This is a genomic window from Nonomuraea sp. NPDC049158, assembly GCF_040648335.1.
Lineage (GTDB): Bacteria > Actinomycetota > Actinomycetes > Streptosporangiales > Streptosporangiaceae > Nonomuraea.
Genome location: NZ_JBEZDM010000024.1, coordinates 1 through 26,576 on the forward strand (window position 1 = coordinate 1; position 26,576 = coordinate 26,576).

28 protein-coding genes are annotated in these 26,576 nt (G+C 72.0%); 12 read left to right on the plus strand and 16 right to left on the minus strand.

Annotated features, from left to right (window positions below; translation table 11 throughout):
• The 3 genes from AB0B61_RS38240 to AB0B61_RS38250 all read right to left on the minus strand — a co-directional run.
• On the minus strand, positions 1 to 485 hold a 485-nt coding region (locus AB0B61_RS38240), incomplete at its 3' end, for a beta-ketoacyl synthase N-terminal-like domain-containing protein (protein WP_358442835.1).
• Entirely contained in the window at positions 470 to 1,978 is a 1,509-nt protein-coding gene (locus AB0B61_RS38245) for an AMP-binding protein (protein ID WP_358442838.1), read from the minus strand. The genes AB0B61_RS38240 and AB0B61_RS38245, both read right to left, overlap by 16 nt.
• Before the next feature lie 7 nt (positions 1,979 to 1,985).
• Entirely contained in the window at positions 1,986 to 2,597 is a 612-nt protein-coding gene (locus AB0B61_RS38250; RefSeq protein ID WP_358442841.1) for a biotin transporter BioY, read from the minus strand.
• Positions 2,598 to 2,798: 201 nt separating this feature from the next.
• Between AB0B61_RS38250 and AB0B61_RS38255 the strand changes: the two genes are divergently transcribed.
• The gene (locus tag AB0B61_RS38255) at positions 2,799 to 3,131 is read left to right on the plus strand and encodes a pentapeptide repeat-containing protein (RefSeq protein WP_358442844.1); all 333 of its coding nucleotides are present in this window, start codon (positions 2,799 to 2,801) and stop codon (positions 3,129 to 3,131) included.
• A 9-nt stretch (positions 3,132 to 3,140) separates the two neighbouring features.
• Here AB0B61_RS38255 and AB0B61_RS38260 read toward each other — a convergent pair whose 3' ends face one another.
• Positions 3,141 to 3,893: an amino acid racemase gene (locus AB0B61_RS38260; protein ID WP_358442846.1), complete on the minus strand. Its 753-nt coding sequence runs from the start codon at positions 3,891 to 3,893 to the stop codon at positions 3,141 to 3,143.
• Between the two features lie 189 nt (positions 3,894 to 4,082).
• On the opposite strand from AB0B61_RS38260, the gene AB0B61_RS38265 reads away from it, so the two are divergent.
• Positions 4,083 to 5,237, plus strand: coding sequence for an RtcB family protein (locus AB0B61_RS38265; RefSeq protein ID WP_358442849.1), 1,155 nt, complete (start codon positions 4,083 to 4,085; stop codon positions 5,235 to 5,237).
• On the opposite strand, the gene AB0B61_RS38270 is transcribed toward AB0B61_RS38265, so the two are convergent.
• Positions 5,225 to 6,100, minus strand: coding sequence for a helix-turn-helix transcriptional regulator (locus tag AB0B61_RS38270; RefSeq protein WP_358442852.1), 876 nt, complete (start codon positions 6,098 to 6,100; stop codon positions 5,225 to 5,227). The genes AB0B61_RS38265 and AB0B61_RS38270 overlap by 13 nt on opposite strands.
• Before the next feature lie 111 nt (positions 6,101 to 6,211).
• Here AB0B61_RS38270 and AB0B61_RS38275 point away from each other — a divergent pair, with 111 nt between their 5' ends.
• From AB0B61_RS38275 to AB0B61_RS38295, 5 genes are all read left to right on the plus strand, one after another.
• The gene (locus AB0B61_RS38275) at positions 6,212 to 7,096 is read left to right on the plus strand and encodes an NmrA/HSCARG family protein (protein WP_358442854.1); all 885 of its coding nucleotides are present in this window, start codon (positions 6,212 to 6,214) and stop codon (positions 7,094 to 7,096) included.
• Positions 7,093 to 7,623 (plus strand): cupin domain-containing protein, encoded by a 531-nt coding sequence (locus AB0B61_RS38280; RefSeq protein WP_358442857.1) that lies wholly within the window; start codon positions 7,093 to 7,095, stop codon positions 7,621 to 7,623. The genes AB0B61_RS38275 and AB0B61_RS38280 overlap by 4 nt, the downstream gene beginning before the upstream one ends.
• Before the next feature lie 122 nt (positions 7,624 to 7,745).
• Complete coding sequence (locus AB0B61_RS38285) at positions 7,746 to 8,957, plus strand: MFS transporter (protein ID WP_358442860.1); 1,212 nt, start codon at positions 7,746 to 7,748, stop codon at positions 8,955 to 8,957.
• Between the two features lie 45 nt (positions 8,958 to 9,002).
• Positions 9,003 to 10,115, plus strand: a complete 1,113-nt coding sequence (locus AB0B61_RS38290; protein ID WP_358442862.1) for a sensor histidine kinase — start codon at positions 9,003 to 9,005, stop codon at positions 10,113 to 10,115.
• Positions 10,106 to 10,750 (plus strand): response regulator transcription factor, encoded by a 645-nt coding sequence (locus AB0B61_RS38295; protein WP_358442865.1) that lies wholly within the window; start codon positions 10,106 to 10,108, stop codon positions 10,748 to 10,750. Before AB0B61_RS38290 ends, AB0B61_RS38295 begins: the two co-directional genes overlap by 10 nt.
• An 11-nt stretch (positions 10,751 to 10,761) precedes the next feature.
• On the opposite strand, the gene AB0B61_RS38300 is transcribed toward AB0B61_RS38295, so the two are convergent.
• Positions 10,762 to 12,012, minus strand: a complete 1,251-nt coding sequence (locus AB0B61_RS38300) for a DUF6596 domain-containing protein (RefSeq protein ID WP_358442868.1) — start codon at positions 12,010 to 12,012, stop codon at positions 10,762 to 10,764.
• A 17-nt stretch (positions 12,013 to 12,029) separates the two neighbouring features.
• On the opposite strand from AB0B61_RS38300, the gene AB0B61_RS38305 reads away from it, so the two are divergent.
• A complete protein-coding gene (locus tag AB0B61_RS38305) occupies positions 12,030 to 12,395 on the plus strand; it encodes a VOC family protein (protein ID WP_358442870.1) in 366 nt (121 codons plus the stop codon).
• Positions 12,396 to 12,541: 146 nt separating this feature from the next.
• Here the strand turns inward: AB0B61_RS38305 and AB0B61_RS38310 are convergent, their stop codons facing one another.
• The 9 genes from AB0B61_RS38310 to AB0B61_RS38350 form a co-directional block, all read right to left on the minus strand.
• The gene (locus AB0B61_RS38310; protein WP_358442873.1) at positions 12,542 to 14,164 is read right to left on the minus strand and encodes an ABC transporter ATP-binding protein; all 1,623 of its coding nucleotides are present in this window, start codon (positions 14,162 to 14,164) and stop codon (positions 12,542 to 12,544) included.
• Entirely contained in the window at positions 14,161 to 14,961 is an 801-nt protein-coding gene (locus AB0B61_RS38315; protein ID WP_358442876.1) for an ABC transporter permease, read from the minus strand. Before AB0B61_RS38315 ends, AB0B61_RS38310 begins: the two co-directional genes overlap by 4 nt.
• A 2-nt stretch (positions 14,962 to 14,963) precedes the next feature.
• A complete protein-coding gene (locus tag AB0B61_RS38320; RefSeq protein ID WP_358442878.1) occupies positions 14,964 to 15,869 on the minus strand; it encodes an ABC transporter permease in 906 nt (301 codons plus the stop codon).
• 20 nt (positions 15,870 to 15,889) lie between these two features.
• Positions 15,890 to 17,494, minus strand: coding sequence for an ABC transporter substrate-binding protein (locus AB0B61_RS38325; protein WP_358442880.1), 1,605 nt, complete (start codon positions 17,492 to 17,494; stop codon positions 15,890 to 15,892).
• Positions 17,491 to 18,600: an MsnO8 family LLM class oxidoreductase gene (locus AB0B61_RS38330; RefSeq protein ID WP_358442882.1), complete on the minus strand. Its 1,110-nt coding sequence runs from the start codon at positions 18,598 to 18,600 to the stop codon at positions 17,491 to 17,493. The genes AB0B61_RS38325 and AB0B61_RS38330 overlap by 4 nt, the downstream gene beginning before the upstream one ends.
• Positions 18,597 to 19,631 (minus strand): LLM class flavin-dependent oxidoreductase, encoded by a 1,035-nt coding sequence (locus tag AB0B61_RS38335; RefSeq protein WP_358442884.1) that lies wholly within the window; start codon positions 19,629 to 19,631, stop codon positions 18,597 to 18,599. Before AB0B61_RS38335 ends, AB0B61_RS38330 begins: the two co-directional genes overlap by 4 nt.
• A complete protein-coding gene (locus tag AB0B61_RS38340; protein ID WP_358442886.1) occupies positions 19,628 to 20,782 on the minus strand; it encodes an LLM class flavin-dependent oxidoreductase in 1,155 nt (384 codons plus the stop codon). Before AB0B61_RS38340 ends, AB0B61_RS38335 begins: the two co-directional genes overlap by 4 nt.
• Positions 20,783 to 20,825: 43 nt before the next feature.
• Complete coding sequence (locus AB0B61_RS38345; RefSeq protein ID WP_358442889.1) at positions 20,826 to 22,145, minus strand: NtaA/DmoA family FMN-dependent monooxygenase; 1,320 nt, start codon at positions 22,143 to 22,145, stop codon at positions 20,826 to 20,828.
• A 120-nt stretch (positions 22,146 to 22,265) separates the two neighbouring features.
• Positions 22,266 to 22,787 (minus strand): MarR family transcriptional regulator, encoded by a 522-nt coding sequence (locus AB0B61_RS38350; RefSeq protein ID WP_358442891.1) that lies wholly within the window; start codon positions 22,785 to 22,787, stop codon positions 22,266 to 22,268.
• 99 nt (positions 22,788 to 22,886) lie between these two features.
• Here AB0B61_RS38350 and AB0B61_RS38355 point away from each other — a divergent pair, with 99 nt between their 5' ends.
• The 3 genes from AB0B61_RS38355 to AB0B61_RS38365 are packed head-to-tail and all read left to right on the plus strand — an operon-like array spanning position 22,887 to position 24,592.
• On the plus strand, positions 22,887 to 23,474 hold the full coding sequence (locus AB0B61_RS38355) for a helix-turn-helix domain-containing protein (RefSeq protein ID WP_358442894.1): 588 nt from the start codon (positions 22,887 to 22,889) through the stop codon (positions 23,472 to 23,474).
• Between the two features lie 20 nt (positions 23,475 to 23,494).
• The gene (locus AB0B61_RS38360; protein WP_358442896.1) at positions 23,495 to 23,719 is read left to right on the plus strand and encodes a hypothetical protein; all 225 of its coding nucleotides are present in this window, start codon (positions 23,495 to 23,497) and stop codon (positions 23,717 to 23,719) included.
• A gap of 45 nt (positions 23,720 to 23,764) precedes the next feature.
• The gene (locus tag AB0B61_RS38365; RefSeq protein WP_358442899.1) at positions 23,765 to 24,592 is read left to right on the plus strand and encodes a TetR/AcrR family transcriptional regulator; all 828 of its coding nucleotides are present in this window, start codon (positions 23,765 to 23,767) and stop codon (positions 24,590 to 24,592) included.
• Positions 24,593 to 24,672: 80 nt separating this feature from the next.
• On the opposite strand, the gene AB0B61_RS38370 is transcribed toward AB0B61_RS38365, so the two are convergent.
• Positions 24,673 to 25,425 (minus strand): PIG-L family deacetylase, encoded by a 753-nt coding sequence (locus AB0B61_RS38370; protein WP_358442902.1) that lies wholly within the window; start codon positions 25,423 to 25,425, stop codon positions 24,673 to 24,675.
• Positions 25,426 to 25,723: 298 nt separating this feature from the next.
• On the opposite strand from AB0B61_RS38370, the gene AB0B61_RS38375 reads away from it, so the two are divergent.
• Positions 25,724 to 26,524 (plus strand): aminoglycoside phosphotransferase family protein, encoded by an 801-nt coding sequence (locus tag AB0B61_RS38375; RefSeq protein ID WP_358442905.1) that lies wholly within the window; start codon positions 25,724 to 25,726, stop codon positions 26,522 to 26,524.
• The last annotated feature ends 52 nt before the right edge of the window (positions 26,525 to 26,576 follow it).

Here is a 26,576-nt window from a genome sequence, read left to right on the forward strand (position 1 = left end):
AGCGCCTCGGCCGCGGCGCCCATGTCCGGGTCCGGGTGGCCGGCCGGGGTGAAGGGCGCCCGCTCGTACGGTACGGCGGGGTTCCCCCGGTGCGCCCGCAACGGCGCGGTGGAGGCGCTCTCGACCCCACCGGCGATGACCAGCTCCATCTCCTCGCTGGCCACGGCCTGACCCGCCATCAAGATCGCGGCCAGCCCGCTGCCGCACTGCCGATCCACCGTGGCGCCGGGAACTGCCTCGCCCAGTCCCGCGCCCAGCGCCGACACGCGAGCCAGGTTCCCGCCCGGACCCATGCAGTTGCCGAGCACCACGTCCTCGATCGGCACGCCGAGACCGGCGACGTCACGGGCCAGCACCTCGATGACGGGCGAGGCCAGCCTGTCGGCGCTCACCTCCTTGAAGGCGTGCCCGGCGGTCCCGATCGCCGTACGGCGCGCGGCCACGATGACCGGCGCGATGTCCGGCCGCATCAGGTGAGCCGCCACAGGTCAGGATCGCCGCCGGCCAGGCGGGCGGACAGGAGGCCGCGGGCCGGCTTGCCCGCCGAGGTGCGGGGCAGGCTGTCCACCGCGTACCAGCGGCGGGGCCGCTGCGCCGCGGCCAGCCCGCCGCGGGCCACGGCCTCGAGCGCGGCCCGCGAAGGCGGGATCCCGGCGCCCACCTCGACGATCGCCGTGACCACCGCGCCCAGGTCCGGGTGCGGCGAGCCGACCACCACGACGTCGCCCACCCCGCGCACGCTCCTGAGCACCTCTTCGACGTCCTCCGGCACGACCGTGGCGCCACCGGTCTGGATCGCGCCGTCGCCCCGGCCGCGCAGCCGCAGGACCTCACCCGGCAGGTACGGCTCCGCCACGTCCCCCACGCTCATCCAGCCGTCGCCGTCCACCCGCAGCGGGCCCGCCGCGCCGGCCAGATAGCCTTCGGCCAGCCAGGGCGACCGCGCCCACACCTCGCCGAGCGTCTGGCCCGGCAGCGTTCTGACCTGGACTTCGACACCCGGAAAAGGGCGCAGCCCCGCGCCGTCGACGTCGGCGGCCACGAAGGACAGCTCGGTCGCGCCGTAGTAGGACACCACCCGTACGCCGGCGTCCGCCGCCCGCTCCCGCAGCCCCGTCGGCAGCGCCGCCCCGCCGATCACGACGGTCCGCAGCGGGGCACCCTCTTCCAACGCTTCCAGTACGGCCGGCAGGCAGTGCGGCACCAGATGGGCCACGGTCGCCCGGCCGAGCTGCTCGCCCAGGGCGCCGGGCGACCAGCGGCCCGGCACCAGAGCCGTGGCGCCGACGGCCAGCGCGTGCACGGCCGCGAAGCCGTACAGGGACGAGCCCAGGGGTCCGGGCACCAGGACGACATCGCCGGGCCCGATCCCGGCCAGCTCGCTCACCCACGGGAACGACGCGGTCCAGGACGCGCGCGTGCGGACCACGGCCCGGGGACGGCCGGTGCTCCCGGAGCTGAAACACGCCCAGGCCCGATCGCCGTCCTCCGGCTGCGGCCACTTCGCCGCGTGAGGAACCAGCATGCCCGTCTCAACGGATGGCCCCGCACCCACCTCGGCAGATGACCGCCCGCCCGCCTCGGCGGATGGCCATCTGCCTGCCTCGGCGGGTGACAGAACGTCGTTCGCCCCGGCGGGCGGGAGGCTGTCGAGGTGGCGGTCCGCGGGGATCGCGGCCCGTACGCGTTCGTCCCAGGTGGGGTCGCACAGCAGCGGCGTACCCCCCGCCAGGTCCGTCGCCAGTGCGGCGATGAGCTGGTCCACCGGGTCGGCCACGCTGATCGCGACCAGCGCCCCGCGAGCCAGCCCCGGCCCGGCCAGGCCCGACGCGGTCCCGCCCGGCGCGGTCAGGTGCGCCGCGGTGTCGCGGATGCGCCGTGCGAGCTCGGCGTAGCTCAGTTCGCCCGCCGGGCCGCACACCGCGAGGCGGTGCGGGTGGTCGGAAGCGTGGCGCAGTACCTGTGCGGCGACCGGCATGACCGGTTCAGCCCTCCTTGCTGGCGCGGAGCCGTTCGCGATGCACGGCCGGGACCGCGTCAGGGTATGCCCGTTGAGTACCTTTCGTCACAATCGCCGCCAGCGCCGCCTTGATCAGGTCGCCGGGCAGGAACAACGTGGCGCTGAGCAGCGCCGTCCGGCCCAGCGGGACGCCGGTGACAGCCGCCTGCACGGGCAGACCGATCAGGTAGATCACCCCGATGCCGCCGACCACACAGGCCACCACCAGCCGTACGATGCCCGGCCGATGGCCGCCGCGTTCGACGATCCAGCCGGTCACGGCCGCGCCGGGCAGCCAGCCGATCAGGTAACCGGCCGACGGCCCCGCGAACACGCCCAGCCCGCCACGCCCGCCCGCCAGCAACGGCAGGCCGACGGCCACCAGCACGAGCAGGACGGCGACTGCCAGGGCGGCCCGCCACGATCCCAGGATCGTGCCCGCCAGCATGACGCCGAACGTCTGCAGCGTGATCGGGACCGCGTTGCCGAACAGGTTCAGGGTGCCCGGCAGGCCGAGCGCGGCGATCAGCGCCGCGAAGACGCTGATCCGGGCGATGTCGCCGGTGGGGAAACCCTTTCCCCCGGTGAGCCTCGGCATGTCGCCGCCTCCACTTCTCGTAGGTGCTTCTCGTAGTCGCGTGGAACTTCTCGTAGGTGCGGATCCGATCTCACACCACAACGTCCCGGGACACGCATGGAGGGATGCCACAACATTCGCCCGCGAGCGTCGTCACCGCTCAACTTGAGTAGGGGCCTACTCTCGCCAACGGGCGGACCTGAGCGCACGATCGTTCGGGCCATGCTCACCGTGCTGGGCCGGGTCCGTCCGGCCCACCCGAAGCAGGACTGGATCGATCTGTCACACGCCCGGCTCGGCGCCGCCGACCTGAGCGCTGCCTACCTGCCCCGAGCCAAGATGTACGGCACGATCCTCGCCGAAGCCAATCTGATCGAAGCTGACCTGTCTGACAGTGTCATGCCCTTCTCCGACCTCTCCTCCGCCTACCTGACGAACGCCAAGCTCGCTCGCGCCACCTTCAACCTCGCCGACCTGACCGGTGCCACGGGGCTGCCGCCCACCGCCCGGCTCAAGAAGATCGTCCGCTGGGACGTCCGCACGAAGTGGCCGTGACCCGTTGGATCAGCGCGACGACCGCGCCGCCGATCGGGCGGCCAAGCCTCCGCCACGCCAGGTGGGCAGCGGCCGGTGACCGGCGGCGACCTCGTACGCGGCGACGGCCATGAGGCGGGTGGAGTCGAGCGTCGGCAGCGGCGACACCCCGGGCGTCACCAGGAGCGGGATCTCGGTGCAGACGAGCGCGACGGCGTCACACCCCCGCTCCGCGAGCCGCGAGATGACACGGACGTACTCCCGCCGCGACTCCTCGGTGAACACCCCGCTCACGAGCTCGGCGAAGATGATCTCGTTGATGATCCGCCGGTCGTCCGGATCCGGCACCTCCGCCGCGATCCCACGCGCGGCGAGCGCCTCCGGATAGAGCCGGCTGTCCATCGTGTACGCCGTACCCAGGACACCGACCTTCGTCCGCCCGTCGCGAACGGCCTGGTCGGCGACCACCTCGGCGATGTGCAGGCCGGGCAGGGCGAGATCGGCGCCGGGCCGTTCGAGCGCCAGGTGGGCGGTGTTGTCCGGGCAGGCGAAGAAGTCGGCCCCGGCCCGAGCCAGCCGCCCCACGCTGACGGCGAGCGTGTCCCTGATCGAGTCGTAGTCGCCCGCGTCCCACGCGGGCATGCTGTAGCCGAAGGCGATGTAATCGAGGGTCACGTCGGGGTGCTCATGCCGGCCCACCCGGCGGAACCCCTCCTGGCAGTAGGCCAGGAAGCACAGGGCCGCCCCTTCGGTGCTGTGGGCGAGGATGCCGAGATGCCGCATAGTGATCACTCCTCCGATGGCGGGAACCTTCGCCCACCACCGCCCAAGGTGCCACAGCCGACCGCCCCGAGCGCGGTTGGCGGAGCTCCGTCCTCTCCGGGTCGCTCACCGCCCAACAAACCAGTAGCGATCACCACACTCCCGTCGAATACGCTGCTAGGAGATCATCAACCAGAAAGGCAGCCCCTCATGCCGCAGCGGGTAGCACCCGGACTCATCTCTTGGGCGAGCGACATCGAGCCGGACGCCATCGAACAAGCCGCCCGCGCCGCCCGCCTGCCCTTCGTGCCCAGCCACGTCGCGCTGATGCCGGACGCCCACGTCGGGATGGGCGCCACCGTCGGCTCCGTCATCCCGACCCAGGGCGCCATCATCCCCTCGGCCGTGGGCGTGGACATCGGCTGCGGCATGGTCGCCACCGAGACCGACCTGACCGCCGCGGATCTGCCCGACACCCTGGCCGCGCTCATGCCGCTCATCGAGCAGCGCATCCCGGCCGGCGTCGGCCAGGGCCATGACGACCCGTCCACGGACGCCTCACTCAACGCGATCGGCACGCCCGGCACCTCGCTGACGGGCAAGCAGGAGCATACGGTCATCGCGCAGTTCGGGACGCTCGGCTCCGGCAACCACTTCGTCGAGGTCTGCCTGGACGAGCGCGACCACGTGTGGACGGTGCTGCACTCCGGCTCGCGCGGCATCGGCAACCAGCTCGCCACCATGCACATCACGCAGGCGAAGAAGCTGATGAAGCAGTGGTTCATCGAGCTGGCCGACCCGGATCTGGCCTACCTCGTGCAGGGCACGCCGCAGTTCACCGCCTACATCGAGGACATGCTGTGGGCCCAGCGCTACGCCATGGCCTCACGCGCCCGCATGGCCGAGGTGCTGGTCGCCTCCCTGTTCCAGGTCGTCGGCCACGGTGCCGCGCTGCGCACGATCAACGCCCATCACAACTTCACCCAGATGGAACGCCACCACGGCCGCGACATGTGGATCACCCGGAAGGGTGCGATCAAGGCGGCCAGCGGGGACGAGGGAATCATCCCCGGCTCCATGGGTACCCGCTCCTACATCGTGACCGGCCTGGGCAGCGCCGCTTCCTACAACTCCTGCTCCCATGGTGCGGGACGGCGCATGTCCCGCACCGAGGCGCGTAAGAAGCTCACCGCCGCCTCGCTCGCCGAGGCGATGGGCAGCCGCGTCTGGAACGCCGACCGCGCCGGGGCGCTGGTGGACGAGCACCCGGAAGCGTACAAGTCGATCGACCAGGTCATGGAAGATCAGAAGGACCTGGTCACCGTGCAACACACGCTGCGCCAGATCTTCAACTACAAGGGCTGATCCCGATCCTCGACGCCCGCCAGCATGGAGGTGATCCGCTGGAGCGCCGCGTGATTCGCGGGCACCTGTACGACCATCACCAGGTCGGGGCGCTCGACCAAGCGGACCTGGAACATCTCCAGTTCGATCCGCCCGGCCTCGGGGTGGTCGAGTTCGATCGTCGCGGGTCTGAAGGAGCGGATCGGGTATTCGTTCCACCATTCCCGGAACTCCGGACTCGCCGCGGTCAACCCGGCCACGATGTCGGCGAACCGCGGGTCGTCCGGACGCTGCCCCACCATGGCCCGGAACTGGCTGAGGACGGCCCGCGCCGCCGGCTCCCATCGGGTCATGCGGGCCCGGTTCTCCTCGTCGGTGAACATCATCCACACCAGGTTGCGCCGATCGGCGGGAAACCTGTCTGGATCGTGGCGGACTAGCGCGTACGCCCGGTTCCACGCCAGGTAGTCGAAATGGCCGTCATAGATGGAGGCGATGTTCGGAGCCACGGCGTCGACCAAGCGTCGCAGTCGCGGACGTACGTCATCGGAGGGGGTTTCCCGGTCCGGGGCGGCGAGACCGGCGAGGTGCCGAAGGTGCCGGTGGTGGTCCGGGCCGAGCAGGAGCGCGCGGGCCAGCGCGTCGATCACCTGAACCGACGTGGAGATGTTCCGGCCCTGCTCCAGCCAGGTGTACCAGGTGACACCGACGCCGGACAGCTCGGCGACCTCTTCGCGCCGGAGGCCGGCGGTCCGGCGTCGCCCCGGTATGACGTCTTCCGGCAGCCCCACGTCTACCGGCCGCAGCCGGGCTCGCCGGGCGCGCAGAAAGGCACCCAGCTCGGCGCGCCGCGCCGCGTGTCCGTTGTCGTGGCCGCTTTCCACACAGCTCCCGTGGACGGTGAACCGACCGGCAGGTTAGCAGTATCTGTACCAGGATCGGCCGCCTCTTCGTCGTTAGCCTGATCATTGTCACCGTCGGGCGAAGGAGGGCATATGGCACAGCAGAAGGGACCGGTGCTGGTGATCGGGGCCACCGGCCAGCAGGGTGGCGCGGCCGCGCGCCAGCTGCTCGATCGTGGCTGGGAGGTGCGCGCCCTGGTACGGAATCCCGGCTCGCCGGGCGCTGAAACGCTGCAGGCCGCGGGAGCCACTCTCGTCACCGGCGATCTGGACGACGCGGCGTCGCTTCGGGCGGCGATGGACGGCGCGTACGGCGTCTTCCTGGTGCTGACCATGCTCACCGGGCCCAAGGTGACCCCTGAAGGAGTGATCGCCGAGGAACGGCGCGGCAAGGCGGTGGCGGAGATCGCCAAGAAGTCCGGCGTCGGGCATCTCGTCTACAGCTCGATCAGCGGCGCCGGCCTGGTGAGCGGCATCCCTTACTACGACAGCAAGGCCCGCATCGAGGAACGCGTCGACTCGCTCGGGTTACCGGCCACCGTGCTGCGGCCTGTCATGTTCATGGAGAACTTCACCTCCCTCACCCGCCCGGTCGTGGACGGCGACGAGCTGGCGGTCAACCTCGCCGTACGGCCGGAGACGCGGGTACGGCTGATCGCGACGCAGGACATCGGGGCTTTCGCCGCGATCGCGTTCGACCAGCCCGGCGAGTTCATCGACCGGAAACTCGAGATCGCCGGGGACTGCCTGTCCGCTCAGGCGATCGCCGAGGCCTTCGGCCGGGCCGGCGGCCTGCCCAGCCGCTTCCATCAGGTGCCCATCGAGCAGGTGCGGGCCTTCGACGAGCAGGTGGCCAGGATGTTCGCCTGGCTCGGCGACCGCGACGACGACGAACCCGACTTCCCAGCGCTGCGCGCTGCCCACCCGGGCCTGATGACGCTGGAGAACTGGCTGGAGGCAACCCGGTGGAAGCCATGAACGACCCGGACCTGACCGATGGACTGCTGCTCGGGCCTGGCGCCGGACACCGGATCCAGACCGCCGGCATGACGGTCAAGGTGGGAGCGGAGCGGTCGGCCAGCTGGTCCATGTTCGAGGCGGACGTCGCACCGGGATTCGACGTCGGGGCGCATCTGCATCATGAGGCCGAGGAGGTCTTCTACATCCTCGACGGGGAGCTCGACCTGCTCGCCTTCCATCCACGCGAGAAGGCCGACGGCGACTGGCGGACGTGGGAGTCGGCCACCGGCACGCCGGTGTTCAGAGGCGGTCCGGGGAGCGTCATGTTCGTACCCGCCGGCTGCCCGCACGCCTTCTTCAACCCCGGCCCCAAGCCTGCGCGCATGCTCTTCCTCGTCTCCCCGTCCGGCCACGAGCACTACCTCCGCGAACTCGCCGATCTGATAGCCGCCACCCAGCCACCCGATCAGGAGGCGATCGCGGCCCTGCGGGCCCGCCACGACATTCACCAGCTGACCTCCCTCATGAACCGCCCCTTGACGTAGCGGTAGACCACGGCCCGGTAGGGCCACCAGGAGGCCCATTCCCACCGATGGCGTTTTAGCCGATATTTCGCCTTTTCCCGCCTTCTGGGGTTGTTGCGATAGGTTGAGGCGGTGACGTACGGGTGGCCCCGCCGGCCGTGGAGAAGGCGCGCGACCGGCTGGAGTGCGTGATCACCTGGCATCGGCGTCATCAGATGGCCCTGCTGCTGGCCCACTCCGTGGGAACGCAGGTGGTGACCTTCGTGCTGCGGCCGACCATGTCGTACGGGGCGATCGAGCTGCACGTTTCGGCGGCGTGGCTGGGCGTGCTGGGCGCCAGCTTCGCCATCGCGCCGCTCGTCCTGGCCATCCCCGCCGGGCAGGCGGCCGACCGGTACGGCGAGCGGCGCATGGCCGTGGCGGGCGCGATCCTGCTCACGACCGCCTGCGCCGCCTTCCTCGCGTTCGGCCACACGATCCCCGGGCTGATCGCCGGCGGCGTCCTGCTCGGCACGGGGCATCTCGGCTGTGTCATCGCCCAGCAGGCGCTGGTGGCCAACGTGACCGAGCGCGGCCGCCATGACACCGCCTTCGGGCACTACACGTTCGCCGCCTCGCTCGGGCAGGCCTTGGGCCCCATCCTGATCATCGTGTTCGGCGGCGCCCACGCGATCCCGGACACCGGGCGGATCTACCTGTGGACCTGCGGGCTCGCCGCCGTGCTCGTCGTGCTGTCAGCGCTCCTGACCGGCAGTCCGCGGGCCACCGCGCGGGCCGGCGGACAAGCCACGGGGGTGCGCTCGCTGCTGCGGCTGCCGGGTCTCGCGCACGCGCTGGTGACCAGCTGCGTGGTGCTGGCCGCGGTCGACATCACGCTCGTCTACCTGCCGGCGCTGGGCACCGAGCAAGGGCTCGCTTCAGGCGTGGTGGGCGTCCTGCTGGCGGTCCGCGGCGTGGCCTCCATGGGGTCACGCTTCTTCCTCGGCCGCCTCTCGCACGCCTTCGGCAGACGGCGTCTCCTTGTGGCCGGCACCGTCTCAGCGGCCCTGGCCATGGCGCTGACGCCGCTGCCGATGCCGCTGTGGCTGCTGGCCTGCGTGCTGCTCGTCCTGGGGTTCGGGCTCGGGATAGGACAGCCGATGACCATGTCGTGGCTCGCCGAGTCCGCGCCCGCCGGCCTGCGGGGGCGGGCGATGTCGCTCCGGCTCGCGGGCAACCGTACCGGGCAGATCCTCATCCCGGGCGCGGCCGGGCTGGTGGCGGCGGGCGCGGGGGCCGCGGGAGTACTCCTGATCACCGCGCTGGGCCTCGGCTGGGCGGGCGTGGCCGCCCGCCGCCTGCCCGTCGACACCTGACCGGCGCTCCACGGGCGAGCGGTGCAGCGCCTAGACTTCGCGACCGTGGCAGGCATTGTTTTCAGGCAGCTCACCGGAGTGCTGGCCGGGCTGGTCACCGGGGCCGCCGCCCTCGCCCTGTGGACCTTCGCCTGGCCGTACCGGAGCAGGTGGGCACCGGGGATGGTGGCGCTCGAACGGGCCCGGCTGGCCGCCTGGTTCGGGCAGGAGACCGACGGGGCCGCGTCCGGTCACGGCTATCTCGCGCTGCGTGCCCTGGTCGGCGTGTTCGGCGGCTATCTCGCGCTGGCGTTGCTGTTCCTGGCTCTGCTGTTCCTGGGCGGCAGCATGTGGGTGCTGTTCTCCGGCGACTACGCGCCGGTGGCGCTGGACCTGCCGGGCATCAAGCTGTCGATGCACAGCTGGGCGGTCGGCCTGGCCTGCGGGGTGCTGATGCTGGCCCTGGGCGCGTTCTGGTGCCGCCTGCTGGTGGCGACCGAGCGGCGGCTGGCCGTACGCTTCCTCGGTCCCGGGCCGCAGGAGCTGATGCGGCGGCGCATCGCCGAGCTGACCGTCAGCCGGTCCGGCATCGTGCGGGTGGTCGACGACGAGCGGCGCCGGATCGAGCGGGACCTGCACGACGGCGTACAGCAGCGCGGTGTGGCGCTGGCCATGCTGCTCGGGCGGGCCCGGCACAGCCCCGCCGGGGCGGCCGAGCTGGTGGACCAGGCCTACGCCGAGTCCCGGCAGCTGCTCGACGAGCTGCGTAGCGTGGCCTGGCGGATCTACCCGACCGCGCTCGACGAGCTGGGCCTGCGCACGGCGCTGGCCGGGGTCGCCGAACGATCGTGCGTGCCGGTGACCGTCGACTACGGGCTGGCCGCGCGGCCCGTCTCGGAGGTGGAGACCGCCCTGTACTTCGTGGCCAGGGAGGCGATCACCAACGCGGTCAAGCACGCGCGGGCGCGGGACATCCTGGTCGTGCTGAGCGAGGACGAGCGGTCGGTACGCGTGGTGATCTCCGATGACGGCCGGGGCGGCGCCGACCCGGCGGGCGGCGGGCTGTCGGGGCTGGCCAGGCGGGTGATGGCACTCGACGGCCGGTTCGAGGTCGACAGCCCGCCCGGCGGCGGCACCAGGGTCTGCGCGACCCTCCCGAAGGCGGCATCGTGCGGCTGATCCTCGCCGACGACGCCGTACTGCTGCGTGAGGGCCTGATCAGGCTGCTGGAGGAGGCCGGGCACGAGGTCGTGGCCGCGATCGGCGACGCGGAGTCCCTGATCGAGGCGGTGGCCGAGCACCGGCCGGAGGTCGCGGTGGTGGACGTGCGGATGCCGCCCACCCACTCCGACGAGGGCCTGCGGGCGGCGCTGGAGATCCGCGCGCGCTGGCCCGCGGTGGGGGTGCTGGTCCTGTCGCAGTACGTGGAGAAGACGTACGCGGCCAAACTGCTCTCCGACGCCACCGAGGGCATGGGCTACCTGCTGAAGGACCGGGTGTCGGAGGTGGCGGACTTCCTGGGCTCCCTGGAGCGGATCCGCGCGGGCGGGACCGTCATCGACCCCGAAGTGGTCAGGCAGCTTCTCGCCCGCACCACCCGCGTGGACCCGCTGCGTACGCTCAGCGAACGCGAGTCGCAGGTGCTGCGGCAACTCGCCGAGGGCTTCACCAACGCCGCGATCGCCACGAACCTGCACGTCTCCCTGAGCACGGTGGAGAAGCACGTCAACGCCATCTTCGACAAGCTCGACCTGCCCGTGACCCCCGCCTACAGCAGACGGGTGCTGGCCATCCTGCGCCACCTCGACGGCTGAGGCGAGGCCGGTCAGAGCTGGGCGGCGCGTGACTCCAGATAGCGCTGCTCGGGCAGGCTGAGCGTGCGGCGGGCGGCCAGCTCGTACTGGGTGCGCGCCGCCTCCCGATCGCCCGCGAGGTCCAGCAGATGCGCGCGTACGGCCAGCACCCGGTGATGGCCGGCGAGCGCCGGATCGGTCTCGGCCTTCGCCAGCCCCTCCAGCCCGGCGAGCGGCCCGTGGACCATGGCGACGGCGACGATCCGGTTGAGCGTGACCATGGGCCCCGGCGCGATGCCGTCGAGCAGGTCGTACAGGGCGAGGATCTGCCGCCAGTCGGTGTCCTCGGCCCGCGGCGCCTCGTCGTGCACGGCCGCGATGGCCGCCTGCACCTGGTAGGGGCCGAGCGGCGCGGCGGCCAGCGTCTCGGTGATCAGCTGGACCCCTTCGGCGATGGCCTCGGCGTCCCATTTGCTACGGTCCTGCTCGGCCAGCGGCACCAGGCCGCCGTCGGGCCGGGTGCGGGCCGGGCGGCGGGCGTCGGTGAGCAGCATCAGGGCGAGCAGCGCGGCCACCTCGCCGTCGCCGGGCAGGCGGTCGTGGAGCTGCCGGGTCAGGCGGAGGGCCTCGCCGGACAGCTCCACGCGGTGCAACGTGCCGCCGGAGCTGGCGGTGTAGCCCTCGTTGAAGATCAGGTACAGCACGTGCAGCACCGCGGCCAGCCGCTCGGCCTGCTCGGCCTCCGGGGGCAGCGTGAACTCGGCGCCGCTGCTCTTGATGCGCTGCTTGGCGCGGCTGATGCGCTGCGCCACGGTCGGTTCGGGCACCAGCAGCGCGCGGGCGATCTCGGCGGTGCTCAGCCCGCCGACGGCGCGCAGTGTCAGCGCCACCTGGGAGACCGTGGTGAGCGCGGGATGGCAGCAGAGCAGCAGCAGCGTGAGCGTGTCGTCCACGGCGGGCGACGGATCCGGCTCCGGCGGCGCCAGCGCGGCGGCGGACTCCTCCCTGCGCCGCCGGGCGGACTCGCTGCGCCACAGCTCGATCCGCCTGCGGGCGGCGACGGTGATCAGCCAGCCCTTGGGATTGGCGGGCACACCCTCCTCGGGCCACTGGACGGCGGCCGCGAGCAGGGCCTCCTGCACGGCGTCCTCGCACAGGTCGAAGTCGCCGTAGCGCCGGACCACCGCGCCGAGGACCTGCGGCGCCAGCTCTCGCAGCAGCCCTTCCAAAATTTCCCCCTCGAAACGTGTCGAATTCGGCCGCCCGGGTTCTACGTCCCCCATGACGGAAGGAAACCATCATGTTCGAGAACTCCAGAGCCTTCAGCGGCTTCTCCACCGACGACATCCCGGCCGCCAAGCGGTTCTACGGCGAGACGCTCGGCCTGCGCGTCACCGAGGACCACGGGATCCTCACGCTGCACCTCGCGGGCGACCGCGACACGATCGTCTACCCGAAGAAGGATCACACGCCGGCGACGTTCACCATACTCAACTTCCCGGTCAGCGACATCGACAAGGCGGTGGACGAGCTGGTGGCGCGCGGGGTCGTCTTCGAGCGGCTGGAGGGCACCGACGACAAGGGCGTCAACCGCGTGAGCGGCCCGCTGATCGCCTGGTTCAAGGACCCGGCGGGCAACTGGCTGTCGGTGATCCAGCTGGACTGAGCTCACGAACTGTTCAGGTACGCCAGTACGGCCAGCACCCGGCGATGACCGCCGTCGGCCCCTGGCGTACACCTTCTCCACGTACTGCGACAGGACCAGCACCGGCAGGCCGGGGTGCGCGCGCCGGATCTCCAGCGCGGCGACCTCTAACCGAGGCGGGGCACGGCGTCCACCAGGGCGCGGGTGTAGGGGTGCCGGGGCCGCTGGAACACCTGCTCGACCGCGCCCTCCTCCACCACCCGGCCGTCCTTCATGACCAGCACCCGGTCGCTGACGTGGTGGACGACGCCCAGGTCGTGGGAGATGAACAGCAGGGCGGTGCCGTACTCGGCCTGGATCTCGGCCAGCAGGTCCAGCACCTGGGCCTGGATGGAGACGTCGAGCGCCGAGACGGGCTCGTCGCAGACCAGCACGTCGGGGCGGGGGGCGAGGGCTCTGGCGATGGCGACCCGCTGGCGCTGGCCGCCGGACAGCTCTCTGGGGTGGCGGGCGGCGTACGCGGCGGGCAGGCCGACGCGCTCCAGCAGGTCCAGAGCCCGCGCCCGGCGTTCGCGGCGGGGCAGGGCGAGCGGCTCGGTGACCAGGCGGCCGACGGTGTGGCGGGGGTCGAAGGAGTCGAGCGGGTTCTGGGAGATGAGCTGGACGCGCTGCCGCATCGGGCGCCGCTGGCGTTCCGGCAGCCCGCTCCACTGCCGCTGGTGCAGGCTCACCCGTCCCGTCTCGGGTTCGAGCAGGCCGAGGACGAGCCTGGCGAGCGTGGTCTTGCCGGAGCCGGACTCGCCGACGATGCCGAGCGTCTCGCCTTCGTGCAGGGTGAAGGAGACGTCGTCGACGACGCGGCGCGGTCCGTACGACCTGCTCAGGGCGGTGGCGGCGAGGACCTGTGCGGACGGGTTCGGTGCGCGGCGCGGGAGCGGCGGGCCGCCCGACAGGCGGGTGCCCCTGGAGGCGGCGGAGGGCACGGCGGCGAGCAGCGAGCGGGTGTAGTCGTGCGCGGGCGCCGACAGCACGCGCCGAACGGGCCCCTCCTCGACCACCCGGCCGTCCTTCATGACCAGGACGCGGTCGGCGATCGAGGCGACCACGGCGAGGTCGTGGCTGATCAGCAGCAGTGCCGTCCCGGCGGCCTTGCGCTCGGCGAGCAGCCGCAGGATCTGGGCCTGCACGGTGACGTCGAGCGCGGTGGTGGGCTCGTCCGCGATGATCAGCTTGGGCTCGGCGGCGATGGCCGAGGCGATCAGCACCCGCTGCCGCAGGCCGCCGGACAGCTGGTGCGGGTGCTGGCGGGCGCGGGCGGCCGGGTCGGGGACGCCGACCGCGTCGAGCAGCTCCAGCACCCGTTCCAGGCGGCGGGCGCGGGGAACGACCTCGTGTACGGCCAGCACCTCGCCGATCTCGGCGGCCACGGTACGCAGCGGATCGAGCGAGACCAGCGCGTCCTGCAGCACCAGCCCGGCGAACCCGCCGCGCAGCCGCCGCCAGTCGGCCGGGCGGAAGGCGCGGGCGTCCCTGCCGGACAGGTCGAACGTCCGGGCCTCGACCTGGGAGCCCGGCCCGGCCAGGCCGAGCAGCGACCGGGCGGTGACGCTCTTGCCGGAGCCGGACTCGCCGACGATCGCCACGCACTCCCCCGCCGCGACCGACAGCGAGACACCGCGCACCACCTCGGTCCCGCCGAAGCCCACCCGCAGATCCGCCACGGCCACCAGCGGGATGTCCGAGGCGGGCGCGCGGCCGGTCTCCGCGTGCTCTTCCTGGAACGTGGTCATGGCGTCCTTCCCTCGAAGCGGCGCTGCAGCCGCCGCCCCAGCACGGTCAGGCAGATGACGGTCAAAGTGATCGCGATGCCTGGGAACAGCGCCTCCCACCAGGCGACGCGCAGGTAGTTGCGGGCCTCGGCGAGCATGGCGCCCCACTCGGCGGCCGGCGGCTGGGGTCCCATGCCGAGGAAGCTGAGCCCCGACGCGCCGATGACGGCCTGGCCGAGCCCGATGGTGGCCAGCACCGGGATCGGGCCCAGCACGTTCGGCAGCACGTGCTGGGCGGTGATGACCGCGCGGGAGCGGCCGAAGGTCACGGCCTGCTCGACGTAGCCGGCGTGGCGGACCACGAAGGTCTGCGCCCGGATCACCCGGGCGTAATTGGGGATCTGCGCGACGGCGATCGCGAAGATCACGCTCCCGGTGCCGGGCCCGGTGATCGCGATGACCAGCAGCGCCAGCAGCAGCTCGGGCAGGGTCGACAGCACGTCGAACGAGCGGGCCAGCGCCTCGTCCAGCCATTTCGGCGACAGCCCGGCGGCCAGGCCGAGCAGGATGCCGGAGGTCACGGCGACGGCGGTGGCCGAGACGCCGATGCTGAGCGAGTGGCGGGCGCCGTACACCACTCTGGACAGCACGTCCCTGCCGAGGTGGTCGCTGCCGAACCAGTGCGCGCCGCCGGGCGGGGTCAGCGCGCGCAGCGGGTCGGCCGCGAGCGGGTCCACGCCGGTGAGCAGGCCGGGCACGGCGACGGCCAGTGCCAGCAGGGTCAGGAGGGCAACGGGTAGGAGGATCCTGGCCGGCACGCTCAGCCCCCGATTCTGGGGTCGATGGCGCGGTAGGCCAGGTCGAGCAGCGTACTGATGGTCACGTACGCGATCGCCGACACCAGCACCACGGCCATCACGACCGGCATGTCCCGGCCGGTGACCGCCTGCATCGCGACCTGGCCGAGCCCCGGCCGGCCGAACAGCACCTCGGTGATCACCGTCCCGCCGAGCAGCGTGCCGGTGAACCACCCGGCCAGCGTCACAGCCGGGATCAGCGCGTGCCTGAGCGCGTGCCTGGCGACCAGGGCCCGCTCGGTCAGCCCGCGCGCCCTGGCCGTGACCGCGAACGGCTGCTCCAGCGCGCGTTCGAGCCCGCCGCGCAGCACCTGCCCGAGCACGCCGGCGATCGGCAGGCCGAGCGCCAGCGCGGGCAGGACGAGCGCCTGCGGCCCCGAGGCGCCGGAGACCGGGAACCAGCCGAAGGTGAACGAGAACACCGACAGCAGCACGATCCCGATGAGGAACGGCGGCACCGAGACCGACACCAGCTCGGCGGCCGAGGCCGCGCCGCGCGACCAGCGGCCCCGGCCCGCGGTGGCCAGCGCGATGACCCCGGCGAGCGTCACGCCGGTCGCCGCGGCGGCGAGCGTGAGCTGGAGCGTCGGGCCCACCTGGGTGGCGAGGATCTCGCCGACGCCGCGCTGGAGCTGGTACGACCGGCCCAGGTCGCCGTGCAGCAGCCGCCACAGGTAGGACAGGTATTGGACCACCTCGGGACGGTCGAGCCCCCATTCGGCGACGATCCTGGCCCGGATCTCCGGGGTGTCGGCGCCGTCGCCGATCAGGATGTCGATGGTGTCGCCCGGGGCCAGGAGCAGCGCGACGTAGGAGGAGGTGGCGGCGGCCCAGAGCACGGCCAGCCCGGTGCCCAGACGTTTGATCATGTGCCGACCTGGACGGCTGATCATGTGTCGGCCTGGACGTCGTAGGCGTTGCGCGGCGTCCCCGAGCCCGGGTCGAAGCCGAGGCCGCGCACGCCGTTCTGGGCGGCCAGCTGGTCGGCGGGCACGTAGATCGGGAAGGCGACGGCCTTCTCGGTCACCACGGCGCGCTGCACCCGGGTGTAGAGGTCCTTGCGTAGTGCCTGGTCAGTGGTGGTGGAGGCCTGGGCCAGCCACTTGTCCACCTGGGGGTCGGAGAAGTGAGTGCGGTTGATGGCCCCCTTGCTCGGCAGGATGAGGTTGAGCGCGGCGCCGACGTCGGAGTCGCCGCGGGAGTTCTCGAAGATCTCGTACTGGTTCTCGTCCACGGCCTTCTGCGCCGTGCCCTGGTCGACGATCTTCACCTGGAAGTCGATGCCCGCGCTCTGCTTGACCTGGGCCTGGATGGCCTGGGCGAGGATGTCGCGGCGGTCCCTGACGTACGGCGCCGCGGAGACGCTGCGCACGGTGAGCCGTTTGCCGTCCTTGCCCCTGAAGCCCTCGCTGTCGCGCTGCCGCCAGCCGGCCTCGTCGAGCAGCGCGTTGGCCTTGGCGGTGTCGCCGCCGAAGGTGTGCTCCAGCGACGGGTCGTAGAACGGGCTCGCCTTGCCGACGACGCTCCACGCCCTGGTGGCGGTGCCCTGGTAGACGGAGGCGAGGACGGCGTCGACGTCCACGGCCTCGCGGAAGGCCTGCCGTACGCGCTGGTCGTCGAACGGCGCGTGCGAGACGTTGAAGTAGTAGATGAAGGAGGTGCCCGAGTTGAGCGCGGTCTGGAAGGCGTGCTCCTTCTTGATCAGGCTCACGTCGGTGGCGGGGACACCCTCGATGACCTGGACCTGGCCGGAGGTGAGCGCGCCGACGCGGACCGCGGCCTCGGGCAGGAAGCGGTAGGTGATCTCGGAGAGGTAGGCGGGCCCCTGGTGCCCGGCGCTCGGCGGCGCCCACTTGTAGGCGGGGTTGCGGTGGTAGTGGAGCTCCTGGCCCTGGACGTACCGGTCGAGGATGAACGGCCCGGTGCCCACCAGGTCGGGGCCGCCGAACTTGAGGTTCTTGGCCGCCTTCAGCGACTTGGGCGAGACCTGCCCGCCGTACGGCGAGGCCAGGAAGTCGAGGAACAGCCCGTCGGGTTTCTTGAGCGTGACCTTCACCGTGGTGGGCGAGACCACCTCGGCCTTGTCGAAGGCGGCCAGCTGGATCGCCGCGACGGCCGCGTTGTAGCCCGGCACCAGGAACTGCTCCAGGTTGGCCTTGACCGCCGCCGCGTCGAATTTCGTGCCGTCGTGGAAGGTCACGTCGTCGCGCAGCTCGAAGGTGTAGCTCAGCCCGTCGGCCGAGACCTTCCACGACTTGGCCAGCCACGGCTGGAACGAACCGTCGCGACCGCGGGACAGCAGCGCGTCGAACTGGTTGAACACCAGCAGCCTGACCTTGTTCTGCGCCCACTGCTGCGGGTTCAGGGTGATGGGCTGCGTCTCGATCGCCCAGGTCAGGGTGGTGCTCTGGGCCTGCTGGGCGGACGGCTGGGAACCGCAGGCGGCCAGGGCCGGCATGAGGACGAGCATGAGGACGAGCAGGGTCCGCTTCATGAGCGGCCGTCCCAGGCGTCGGCCAGCAGCTCGTAGGAGCGTACGCGGTCGGCGTGGTCGTGGGTGATGGTCGTGACCAGCAGCTCGTCGGCGCCCGTCACCCGCCGCAGCACGCGCAGCCGCTCGGCGACGGCCTCGGGCGTGCCGACGAACCGCGTGTCGATCCGGTCCTTCACCAGCGCCAGGTCCTCGGCGCTCCAGACGTGCGCGTCGGCTTCCTCGGGTGTCGGGTACGTCCTGGCGCCCGCCCCGGTCCTGATGCTGCGTACCCACAGCCCGTACGGCTTGGCCAGCTCCCGCGCGGTCGCGTCGTCGTCGGCCACGACGACGTCGGCCGACACGATCACGTAGGGCTCGGCCAGGGCCTTCGACGGCTTGAACGCCTTCCGGTAGCCCTCGACGGCTTCCAGGACGCTGGACGGGCTGACGTGGTAGTTGGCCGCGAACGGCAGCCCGCGTTCGCCCGCCACCTGGGCGCTCTGGCCGCCGCTGCTGCCGAGGATCCACAGCTCCACCTCCGCCCCCTCGCCGGGGACGGCGTGCGCCTGGTGGTCGCCGGTCAGGAACGCGATGACGTCGTCGATCTGCTCGGCGAAGTCGGGCGTCTGCGCGCCGGGCTGCTGGAGCAGCGAGGCGTGGAAGGCCAGCTGCGGGTGCGCGGCGAGCCTGGACCAGTCGAACGGCGGCGGAATGAGCAGCCCGTCGACGACCCGCCCCGCCTCCCCGTCAGGTGGGGGCTTCGCCGGCGCGGCCTTGGCGGCGAGTTCGGCGCGGCGTTGGCCGGAGCGGCCGATGCCGAGGTCGATCCGGCCCGGATACAGCGCGTCGATCAGCCCGAACTGCTCCACCACCGACAGCGGCGTCTGGTGCCCGAGCTGCACGGCTCCGGATCCGACCCTGATCCGGCCGGTGGCCGCCGCCACCAGGCCGATGAGCACGGCCGGGGCCGAGCTGGCCACGCCGGGGGCGAAATGGTGCTCGGCCAGCCAGTAGCGGCGGTAGCCGGACGACTCGGCCCGCCGGGCCAGGTCGATGGTGTTGAGCAGCGCGTCACGCGCGGTGCCGCCGGAGGGGATGGGGGCGAGGTCGAGGATGGACAGCGTCACGCGGTACCTCCGGGGAACGGCCTGCTGGGGATCTCCTGGCGCAGTACGGGCGCGATCTCCGCCTGGAACAGCTCCAGCGCGTCCCGGTGCTGCTTGGTCGTGAGCCCGTCGGCGTCGGCGTGCAGGTGCATCACCTCGTGCCCGAAGCGCTGGTGATAGCGCAGCACCTTGTCGATGATCTGCTGCGGGCTGCCGACCAGGATCGAGCTCCGTTCGATGGCGTCCTCCAGCGTGGCGAACACCGGCTCGATCCCGAGCTTGGCGAACAGCGCCAGCCGGGCGTCGAAGATCGGCCGGTAGGTCTCGATCGCCTCCTGCGAGGTGCGGGCCGCGTAGTAGCCCGCCGTCCCCGCCCCGACCAGCGCGTCGGCCGGGTCGTGCCCGTAGCGGACCCACTGCTTCCGGTAGTAGTCGATCAGGTCGGCGTACGGCTCGATGGGGTTGGTGACGTTCGCGGAGAACAGCGGGTCGCCGTAGTAGGCGGCCAGGTCCACCGACTCCTTGCTGGTGGCGCTGCCGTGCCACACCCTGATCGGCCGCTGGAGCGGCCGGGGCCAGGTCTCGGCCTCGGTCAGCGCGGGACGGAAGCGGCCCGACCAGGTGACCTTGTCCTCCCGCCAGAGGCGGCGGAACAGGTCGTACCCCTCGCGGTTGCGGTCCCACTGGTCCTCGGGGGTGACGTGGAAGAGCTGTGCCTGCGCCGCCCCGTTCCCCTTGCCGATGATCAGCTCCAGCCGACCGTCCGAGAGGTGGTCGAGCGTGGCGTAGTCCTCGTAGGCGCGTACGGGATCGAGCAGGCTCAGTGTGGTGACCGCGGTGAACAGCCGGATCCTGGACGTCTTGGCCGCGATGTGGCTCAGCACCACCGGGGGCGAGGAGGAGATGAACGGCCGCTCGTGCCGCTCCCCCACGCCGAACCCGTCGAAGCCCAGCTCCTCGGCCAGCACCGCGTTGTCGACGACCTCGCGGAACCGCTCGGTGGGCGACCGCCTGTCGTTATGGACGATTAACGTGATGGCCAGAAATTTCATGACACCTCCGCGTAGCGGCTGGCCGGGCGCGGCAGGCCGAGCAGCCCGCGCAGCGTCGTGGCCTCGTACGAGCGCCTGAACGCCCCGCGCCCGCGCAGCTCCGCCGTCAGCCCCCGGGTGATCGCCTCCAGGTCGTACGGCAGCGCGCCGGGACGCAGCCGGAACCCCTCGATCCCGGCCCGCCGCCACTGGAGCAGCAGCTCCGCCAGCTCCTCCGGGGTGCCGGTGAAGATCGCGGCGTCGGAGCGCAGCTCGGCCCCGTCGAGCCCGTCGAGGCGGGCCTTGCGCTCGGCCGCGTCGTCGCCCAGGAACACGACCAGGTCGGCGAAGACCCGCAGCTCCGCCGACAGCTCCCTGACCTCCTCGACGATGGCGCGCGCCTGGTCGGCGGAGTGCGGCGTGACGTACACGACGTCGGCGCCGCCCGCGGCGAACTCGTACGGCAGGCGGGCGTGGGCGAGCGCCGTGACCACCGGCTGGCCCTGCGGCGACCGAGGCGTGATCGACGGCCCGCGCACCGAGAAGAACCGCCCGGCGAAGTCGATGTAGTGAAGCTTGTCCCGGTCGATGAAGCGGCCGGTCGGCAGGTCGCGGATCTCCGCGTCGTCCTCCCAGCTGTCCCACAGCCGCCGTACGACCTCGACCGCGTCGGTGGCCTCCTCGAACAGCGCCCGGACGTGCTCGTCATCGATCGAGAAGGACCCGTCCAGCCGGGGGAACGGGCGGCGGCCGAAATGCGCCGCCTCGGTGCTCCTGGCCGAGATCTGCGGCCGCCACCCGGCTCGCCCGCCGCTGACGTGGTCGAGCGTGGCGATGCCGATCGCCACGTGGAACGGCTCGGTGTGCGTGGTGGTGGCCGTCGGCACCAGCCCGATCCGGCTGGTGAGCGGCGCCAGCCGGGCGGTTAGCAGCACCGCGTCGAAGCGCCCGCGCACCTGGTCGGCCCGCGCGTCGGGCCCGTCAAGCAGAGTGGACTGGAGGCTGAGCGAGTCCTCGATCGTGACGAAGTCGAGCAGCCCCCGCTCGGCCTCGGCCACCAGCGCCGCCCAGTAGCGGGCCGAGAAGATCGCCTCAGGTTGCGCGGACGCCTCGCGCCAGGCGGCGGGATGCCAGCCGGCGCCGTCCAGCGCGACGGCGAGATGCAGGGTCACTAGGGCACCATCCTTCTGGTGGGCATGGTCACGGTGCTCGCTGTCACGACAGCTCCAGGTGCTCGCGCAGCGTGGTGCCGGTGTAGTCGGTACGGAAGGCGCCGCGTTCCTGCAGCAGCGGCACCACGCGGTCCACGAACTCGTCGAGCCCGCCGGGCGTCAGATGCGGCACCAGGATGAACCCGTCCGCCGCGTCCGCCTGGACGTGCTCGTCGATCTGGCGGGCCACGCCCGCCGGAGTCCCGACGAACGTCTGCCGCCCGGTCACCTCGATCACCAGCTCGCGGATCGTCAGCTTCTTCTCCTCGGCCAGCGCCCGCCATTTGGCGGCCACCGCCGCCCGGTCGCCGAACGGCACCCGCCCCTGCGAGACGCCCTCCGACGGGTCGGGCTCGACGTCCGGCAGCGGCCCGTCCGGGTCGTAGGCCGACATGTCACGACCCCACACCTGCTCGATGAAGGCGGTCGCGGTCTGCGGGCCGACCTGCTGGCGGCGAATGGCGGCCGCGTTCTCGGCGGCCTCCTCCTCGGTGTCACCCAGCGCGTACGTGGCCGCGGGCATGATCTTCAGCTGGTCCGGCTCGCGGTGGTAGCGCGCCAGGCGCCCCTTGACGTCGGCGTAGAAGGCCCGGCCGTCCTCCAGCGTGCCGTGCCGGCTGAAGATCACGTCGGCCGTGGCGGCGGCGAACTCCCTGCCCTCGTCGGAGTCCCCGGCCTGGATGATGACGGGATGCCCCTGAGGGCCGCGCGGCAGGGTGAACTGCCCTTCGACGGTGAAGTGCGGCCCCTCGTGGCGGACGGTGCCGATGGCGGCGGGGCGGACGAACTGGGCTCGGCTCTTGTCGGCGAGGTGCGCGCCGGGCTGCCAGGAGTCCCAGAGCTCGCGCGAGAGGCGGACGAACTCGGCGGCGCGGGTGTAGCGGTCGGCGCGGTCGAGGTAGCCGCCGCGCCGGAAGTTCTCGCCGGTGAAGGCGTCGGAGGTGGTCACCACGTTCCAGGCGGCCCGGCCGTCGCTGAGGTGGTCCAGCGTGGACAGGCGCCTGGCCAGTTCGTACGGCTCGTTGAAGGTGGCGTTGACGGTGCCCGCGAGCCCGAGGCGCTCGGTGACGGCGGCCAGCGCGCTCAGCACGGTGAGCGCCTCGGGGCGGCCCACCACGTCCAGGTCGTGGATCCGGCCTTTGAGCTCGCGCAGCCGTAACCCTTCGGCCAGGAAGAAGAAGTCGAACTTGCCCCGCTCGGCCGTCCTGGCCAGGTGGGCGAACGAGGCGAAGTCGATCTGGCTGCCGGAGCGGGGATCGGCCCAGACCGTGGTGTTGTTCACGCCGGGGAAGTGGGCCGCGAGGTGGATCTGCTTGCGCGTCACTGGTCGCGGAGGTTCGGGTGAGTGGAGTGGGACATCGCGCCTCCCTTGAATGCCTACATAAACAGTAGGAAAAGAGGGTTTTTATGTCAATGGCCGCGAGGGAACTCCAGGCGGGCGGCTCTATCCGGGTGGCGTCAGCAGGCCGCGCAGGATGCGGGAGAGGGCGGTCGCGTCGTCCGGCGGCAGGCCGGCGGCCAGCCGGGCCAGGTTGGCGGCGTGCTCGGTGAGCGCGGCGTCGATGACCCGCCGCCCCTCCTCGGTGAGCGCGACGCGGAAGCTGCGCCGGTCGGCCGGGTCGAGACTCCGCTCGACCAGCCCCGCCGCCTCCAGCCGGTCGAGGCGGTTGGTCATGCCGGCCCGCGACATCATCAGCGTCGCCGACAGCTCCGACGGGATCAGGGTGTACGGGGGGCCGCCCCTGCGCAGCGCGGACAGCACGTCGAACTCCCCTTGGCGCAGCCCATGACGCGCGAACACCTCCTCGACCGCCGCCTCCGCGACCCGCGCCACCATGGCTATCCGCCCGAACACCGCCATGGCCGAAAGATCCAGGTCCGGCCGCTCACGGCGCCACTGCTCCAGAATCACGTCGATCGGGTCCCGTGACTGGTCGGATCCCTGCTCCTCAGGCGCGCCGTTCATGCGGTCGATCCTATTCGGCCCGCGATAGTCAGCCCCCGTACCAATCGAAGATGCACAACTTTATTTGCGCAATTTTCCTTTCGCTTCTATGGTGGAGCCATGGCCACGCATGAGACCCGTCGCCTGAGCGATCTCGACGAGCTCAAGGCGTTCACGCACCCGCTGCGGCTGAAGCTCTACCGGGCCCTGCTCGTGGCGGACACGGCCACCGCCTCCCAGCTGGCCGACCAGGTCGACGAGGCCGTCTCCCTGGTCAGCTACCACCTGCGCAAACTGGCCGCGCACGGCCTCATCGAGGAGGCCGTGCCGCAGACCGGCGACGGCAGGGAGCGCTGGTGGCAGGTCGCCTCCCAGCACGTCAGCGCCAGGGCCCCGTCCCCGGAGGAGGGCCCGGAGATCGTCGCCGCCCGCACCGCCCTGTCCCGCGTGGCCTCTCGGATGCAGGACGAGATGTACCAGCGCTACCTCGACGAGCAGCCCGCCTGGTCCGCCGAGTGGCGCGGCGCCGCGTTCGCCAGCGAATACCTGGCCTCGCTCACCGCCGAGGAGCTGCGACTGGTCGGCCAGGAGCTCGACGCGGTCGTCGAGAAGTGGTGGGCGCGCGGCAAAGCCGCCGAGGCGGCGGGCGACACCGAGGGCCGTGAGCACGTCGCCCTGCAGTTCTTCGGATTCCCGTTCCGGGCCTGAGCCTTCCAGGAGGTCGGCACATGCACCCCGACATGCACCTCTACACCGAACGCCACAGAGCCGCCGAGTTGCGGGCCGAGGCCACCAGGTGGCGCCTGCTCCGCGACTGCCGGCGCGAGCTCCCGCCCAGATGGGCGGCCGGCGTGACGGCGCTCGGCTGGACCATGGTGTCGGCCGGCCTGCGCCTGATCAGCCTGCCCCGGCGGCCACCGGGCACCGTCCCGCGCTTCGGTGATCACCGCTGATATCCTTATGACGTAAGGGATTATCGCGCCCGTGGAGGTTGTCAGGTGGTGGTCTTCGCCGGCCAGGGAGACGCGCGCCGCTCGATGGCCCTGCTGTGGCGGGCGACGGGGCCGGGCCCGCGCACCGGTCCCGGCCCCAAGCCGGGGCTGAGCGTGGACATGATCGTGGACGCCGCGATCGCGGTCGCCGACGAGCAGGGCATGGCGGCCCTGTCCATGCGCGCGGTGGGCGAACGCCTCGGCCGTACGGCGATGGCCCTCTACACGTACGTGCCCAGCAAGAGCGAGCTGATCGACCTGATGCACGACCACGCCCTGGCCGAGCTGCCCACCGACTACGACCTCGGGCCGGGCTGGCGGGCGGCCGTGACGTCGTGGGCCGAGGACGTCCGGGCGTTCTACGTACGTCATCCGTGGGTGCTGCAGGTGTCGCAGGCGCGGCCGGTGCTGGGGCCCAACGAGTTCGTGATGATGGAGACGATGGTGGGCGTCCTGCGCGCGACCGGGCTGCGCGCCGGTCCGCTGCGAGGCGTCGTCTCGCTGCTGACCGACTTCGTCCGGGGCGCGGCCAGGACGGTCGCGGAGTCACGGCAGGCGCCGGCGGCGACCGGGGTGTCCGACGAGGAGTGGTGGTACGCCCGATCGGCCCTGCTCGAAGAGGTCGCCCCCGGTTTCGCCGAACGATTCCCGATGGTCGCCTGGATCGAGACCGACGACCCGCCTCCCCCGCCGTCCCGCGAAACCCCGCAGTCCGGGCAGGCCACGACATACCTGGAAGACAAGGCACGACCGGCCTTCGCCGCCGGACTCGCCGTGGTCCTCGACGGGATCGAGGCGGCCATCGACCGGGCGGGCGTCAGACCGGCAGGCTGACCCCGGGCGGGATCAGATCCGCCGGGCGGGCGTCAGACCAGCGAGCTGAGGTCGGGCGGGTCTGATCCGCCGCGCGCCCGTCAGACCAGCAGGCTGAGCTTCGGGTCGCCGCCGGTGTACCACTCGGTGGCGAGCAGCCGGTCGCGTGTCGCCTCGGGCAGGGCGGTCAGCAGCCCCATCGAGGCGCCGCGCTCGATCTCCGACTCGTGCGCCCGCACCGCCGCCCACTTGCGCTCCACCCATGGCCGGACGTCCACGGTGGCGGTGACCTCGTCGTCGGGTATCCCGGGCAGCGTCTGGTCGCCGCCGGGCGCGGCTCCGAACAGGTCCTCCCAGGCGGACCGTACGATAGACCGCGGCAGGGTCACCAGATAGAGCGCACCCGGCCGCCACGGCGGGCCGGCGGCGGGATAGAGCTGGTCGTACCCGGCGGCTTCGACGGCCGCCAGGGTCACCCGGTGCGTGTGGACATGATCCGGATGGCCGTAACCGCCGTACCCGTCATAGGTGATCACCGCATCGGGCCGGAAGTCTCGGATATGCCCGACCAGCCGCCCGACCGCCTCGTCCAGCGGCGCGTCGACGAAGCGGGCGGCGCCCGGCGCCGACAGCCCGGCGTTGCCGTCGGCGTACCCGAGCAGTCGCGGCTCGCCCGCGCCGAGGATCTCCAGCGAGCGCGCCAGCTCGGCGACCCGGCGCGTGCCCTCGGTCCACGTGCAGGTGACGACGCCCGTCCTGGCGCCCGCGTCGGCGAACCGGGCGAGCGTTCCGCCGGTCCACAACGCCTCGTCGTCAGGATGCGCGTGCACGCACAGCAGGCTCGGCTCGGTCACGGATCCCCCTAGATCATCAGCCCGACGCCTGACGACGATACCGGCCCGAAAGCGGTAACGGCCCGAAAAGCCCCGCCCGCCGGGCTTCTCCTCGCGGGCGGACAAATACGTTGCTCCACCTTCCCCGCTGTGGCAGCGTCGGCCGGGACGGTATCCCGCGATCCAGCAGGAGGTGTGGCACATGGCCACCAAGGTCCTCGGCGAAGTCTCGGCTCACACTTCGACGCGAGAGGTCGCCTGAGGCGTACCGGGCTCCTCGCGTTGGAGTGATCTTCCATCACGATCACGAGGAGCAAGAGTGTCTTCCCAACCATCCTTCGAGCCCCTGCTGGGCGCCGAGGGCAATCCCACGCAGGTGGTCCGGCACGGCGACGTCGTGCTGCGCCCGTCCGGGCCGTGGACGGACAGCGTTCACGCGCTGCTGCTGCATCTGGAGAACGCGGGCTTCACCGGGATCCCACGCCTGGTCGGCGACGGTTACGACGAGGAGGGACGAGACGCCGTGACCTACATCGACGGCGACTTCGTCCACCCGCATGCCTGGTCCGACGAGGGCGTGTGGCAGGCAGGACGCCTGCTGCGCGAGCTCCACGACGCGACGGCCGGGTTCCGGCCGCCGCCGGACGCGGTGTGGCACCCGTGGCCGTTCGAGGGTTCCGGGCCGGATGCGATCATCAGCCATCGGGACACGGGGCCGTGGAACACCGTGGCCCGCGACGGCCTGCCAGTTGCGTACATCGACTGGACCACCGCCGGTCCGATCGACCGGCTGGACGACGTGGCGGGTGCCGCGTGGTGGAACGCCCAGTTGCACGACGACGACGTCGCCGAACGGCAGGGCCTGCCCGACGCCGAGACGCGCGCGGGTCAGCTGCGCCGCTTCCTCGACGGCTACGGGCTGCCCGCCGCCGAACGCGACGGCTTCGTCACGCGGATGATCGAGTTCGCCATCCGTGACTGCGCGTCCGTGGCGGTCAGGTCGCGGATCACGCCCGAGAGTACGGACCCGGGCCCGCTGTGGGCCCTGGCCTGGCAGGCGCGGGCGGCGGCGTGGATGCTACGCCACCGGCCACTCCTGGAGAACGCCCTCACGGCGTAGTCGAACAATGGTGGCTGCCGTTCGCCGAACGGCAGCCACCCCCACACCGCCA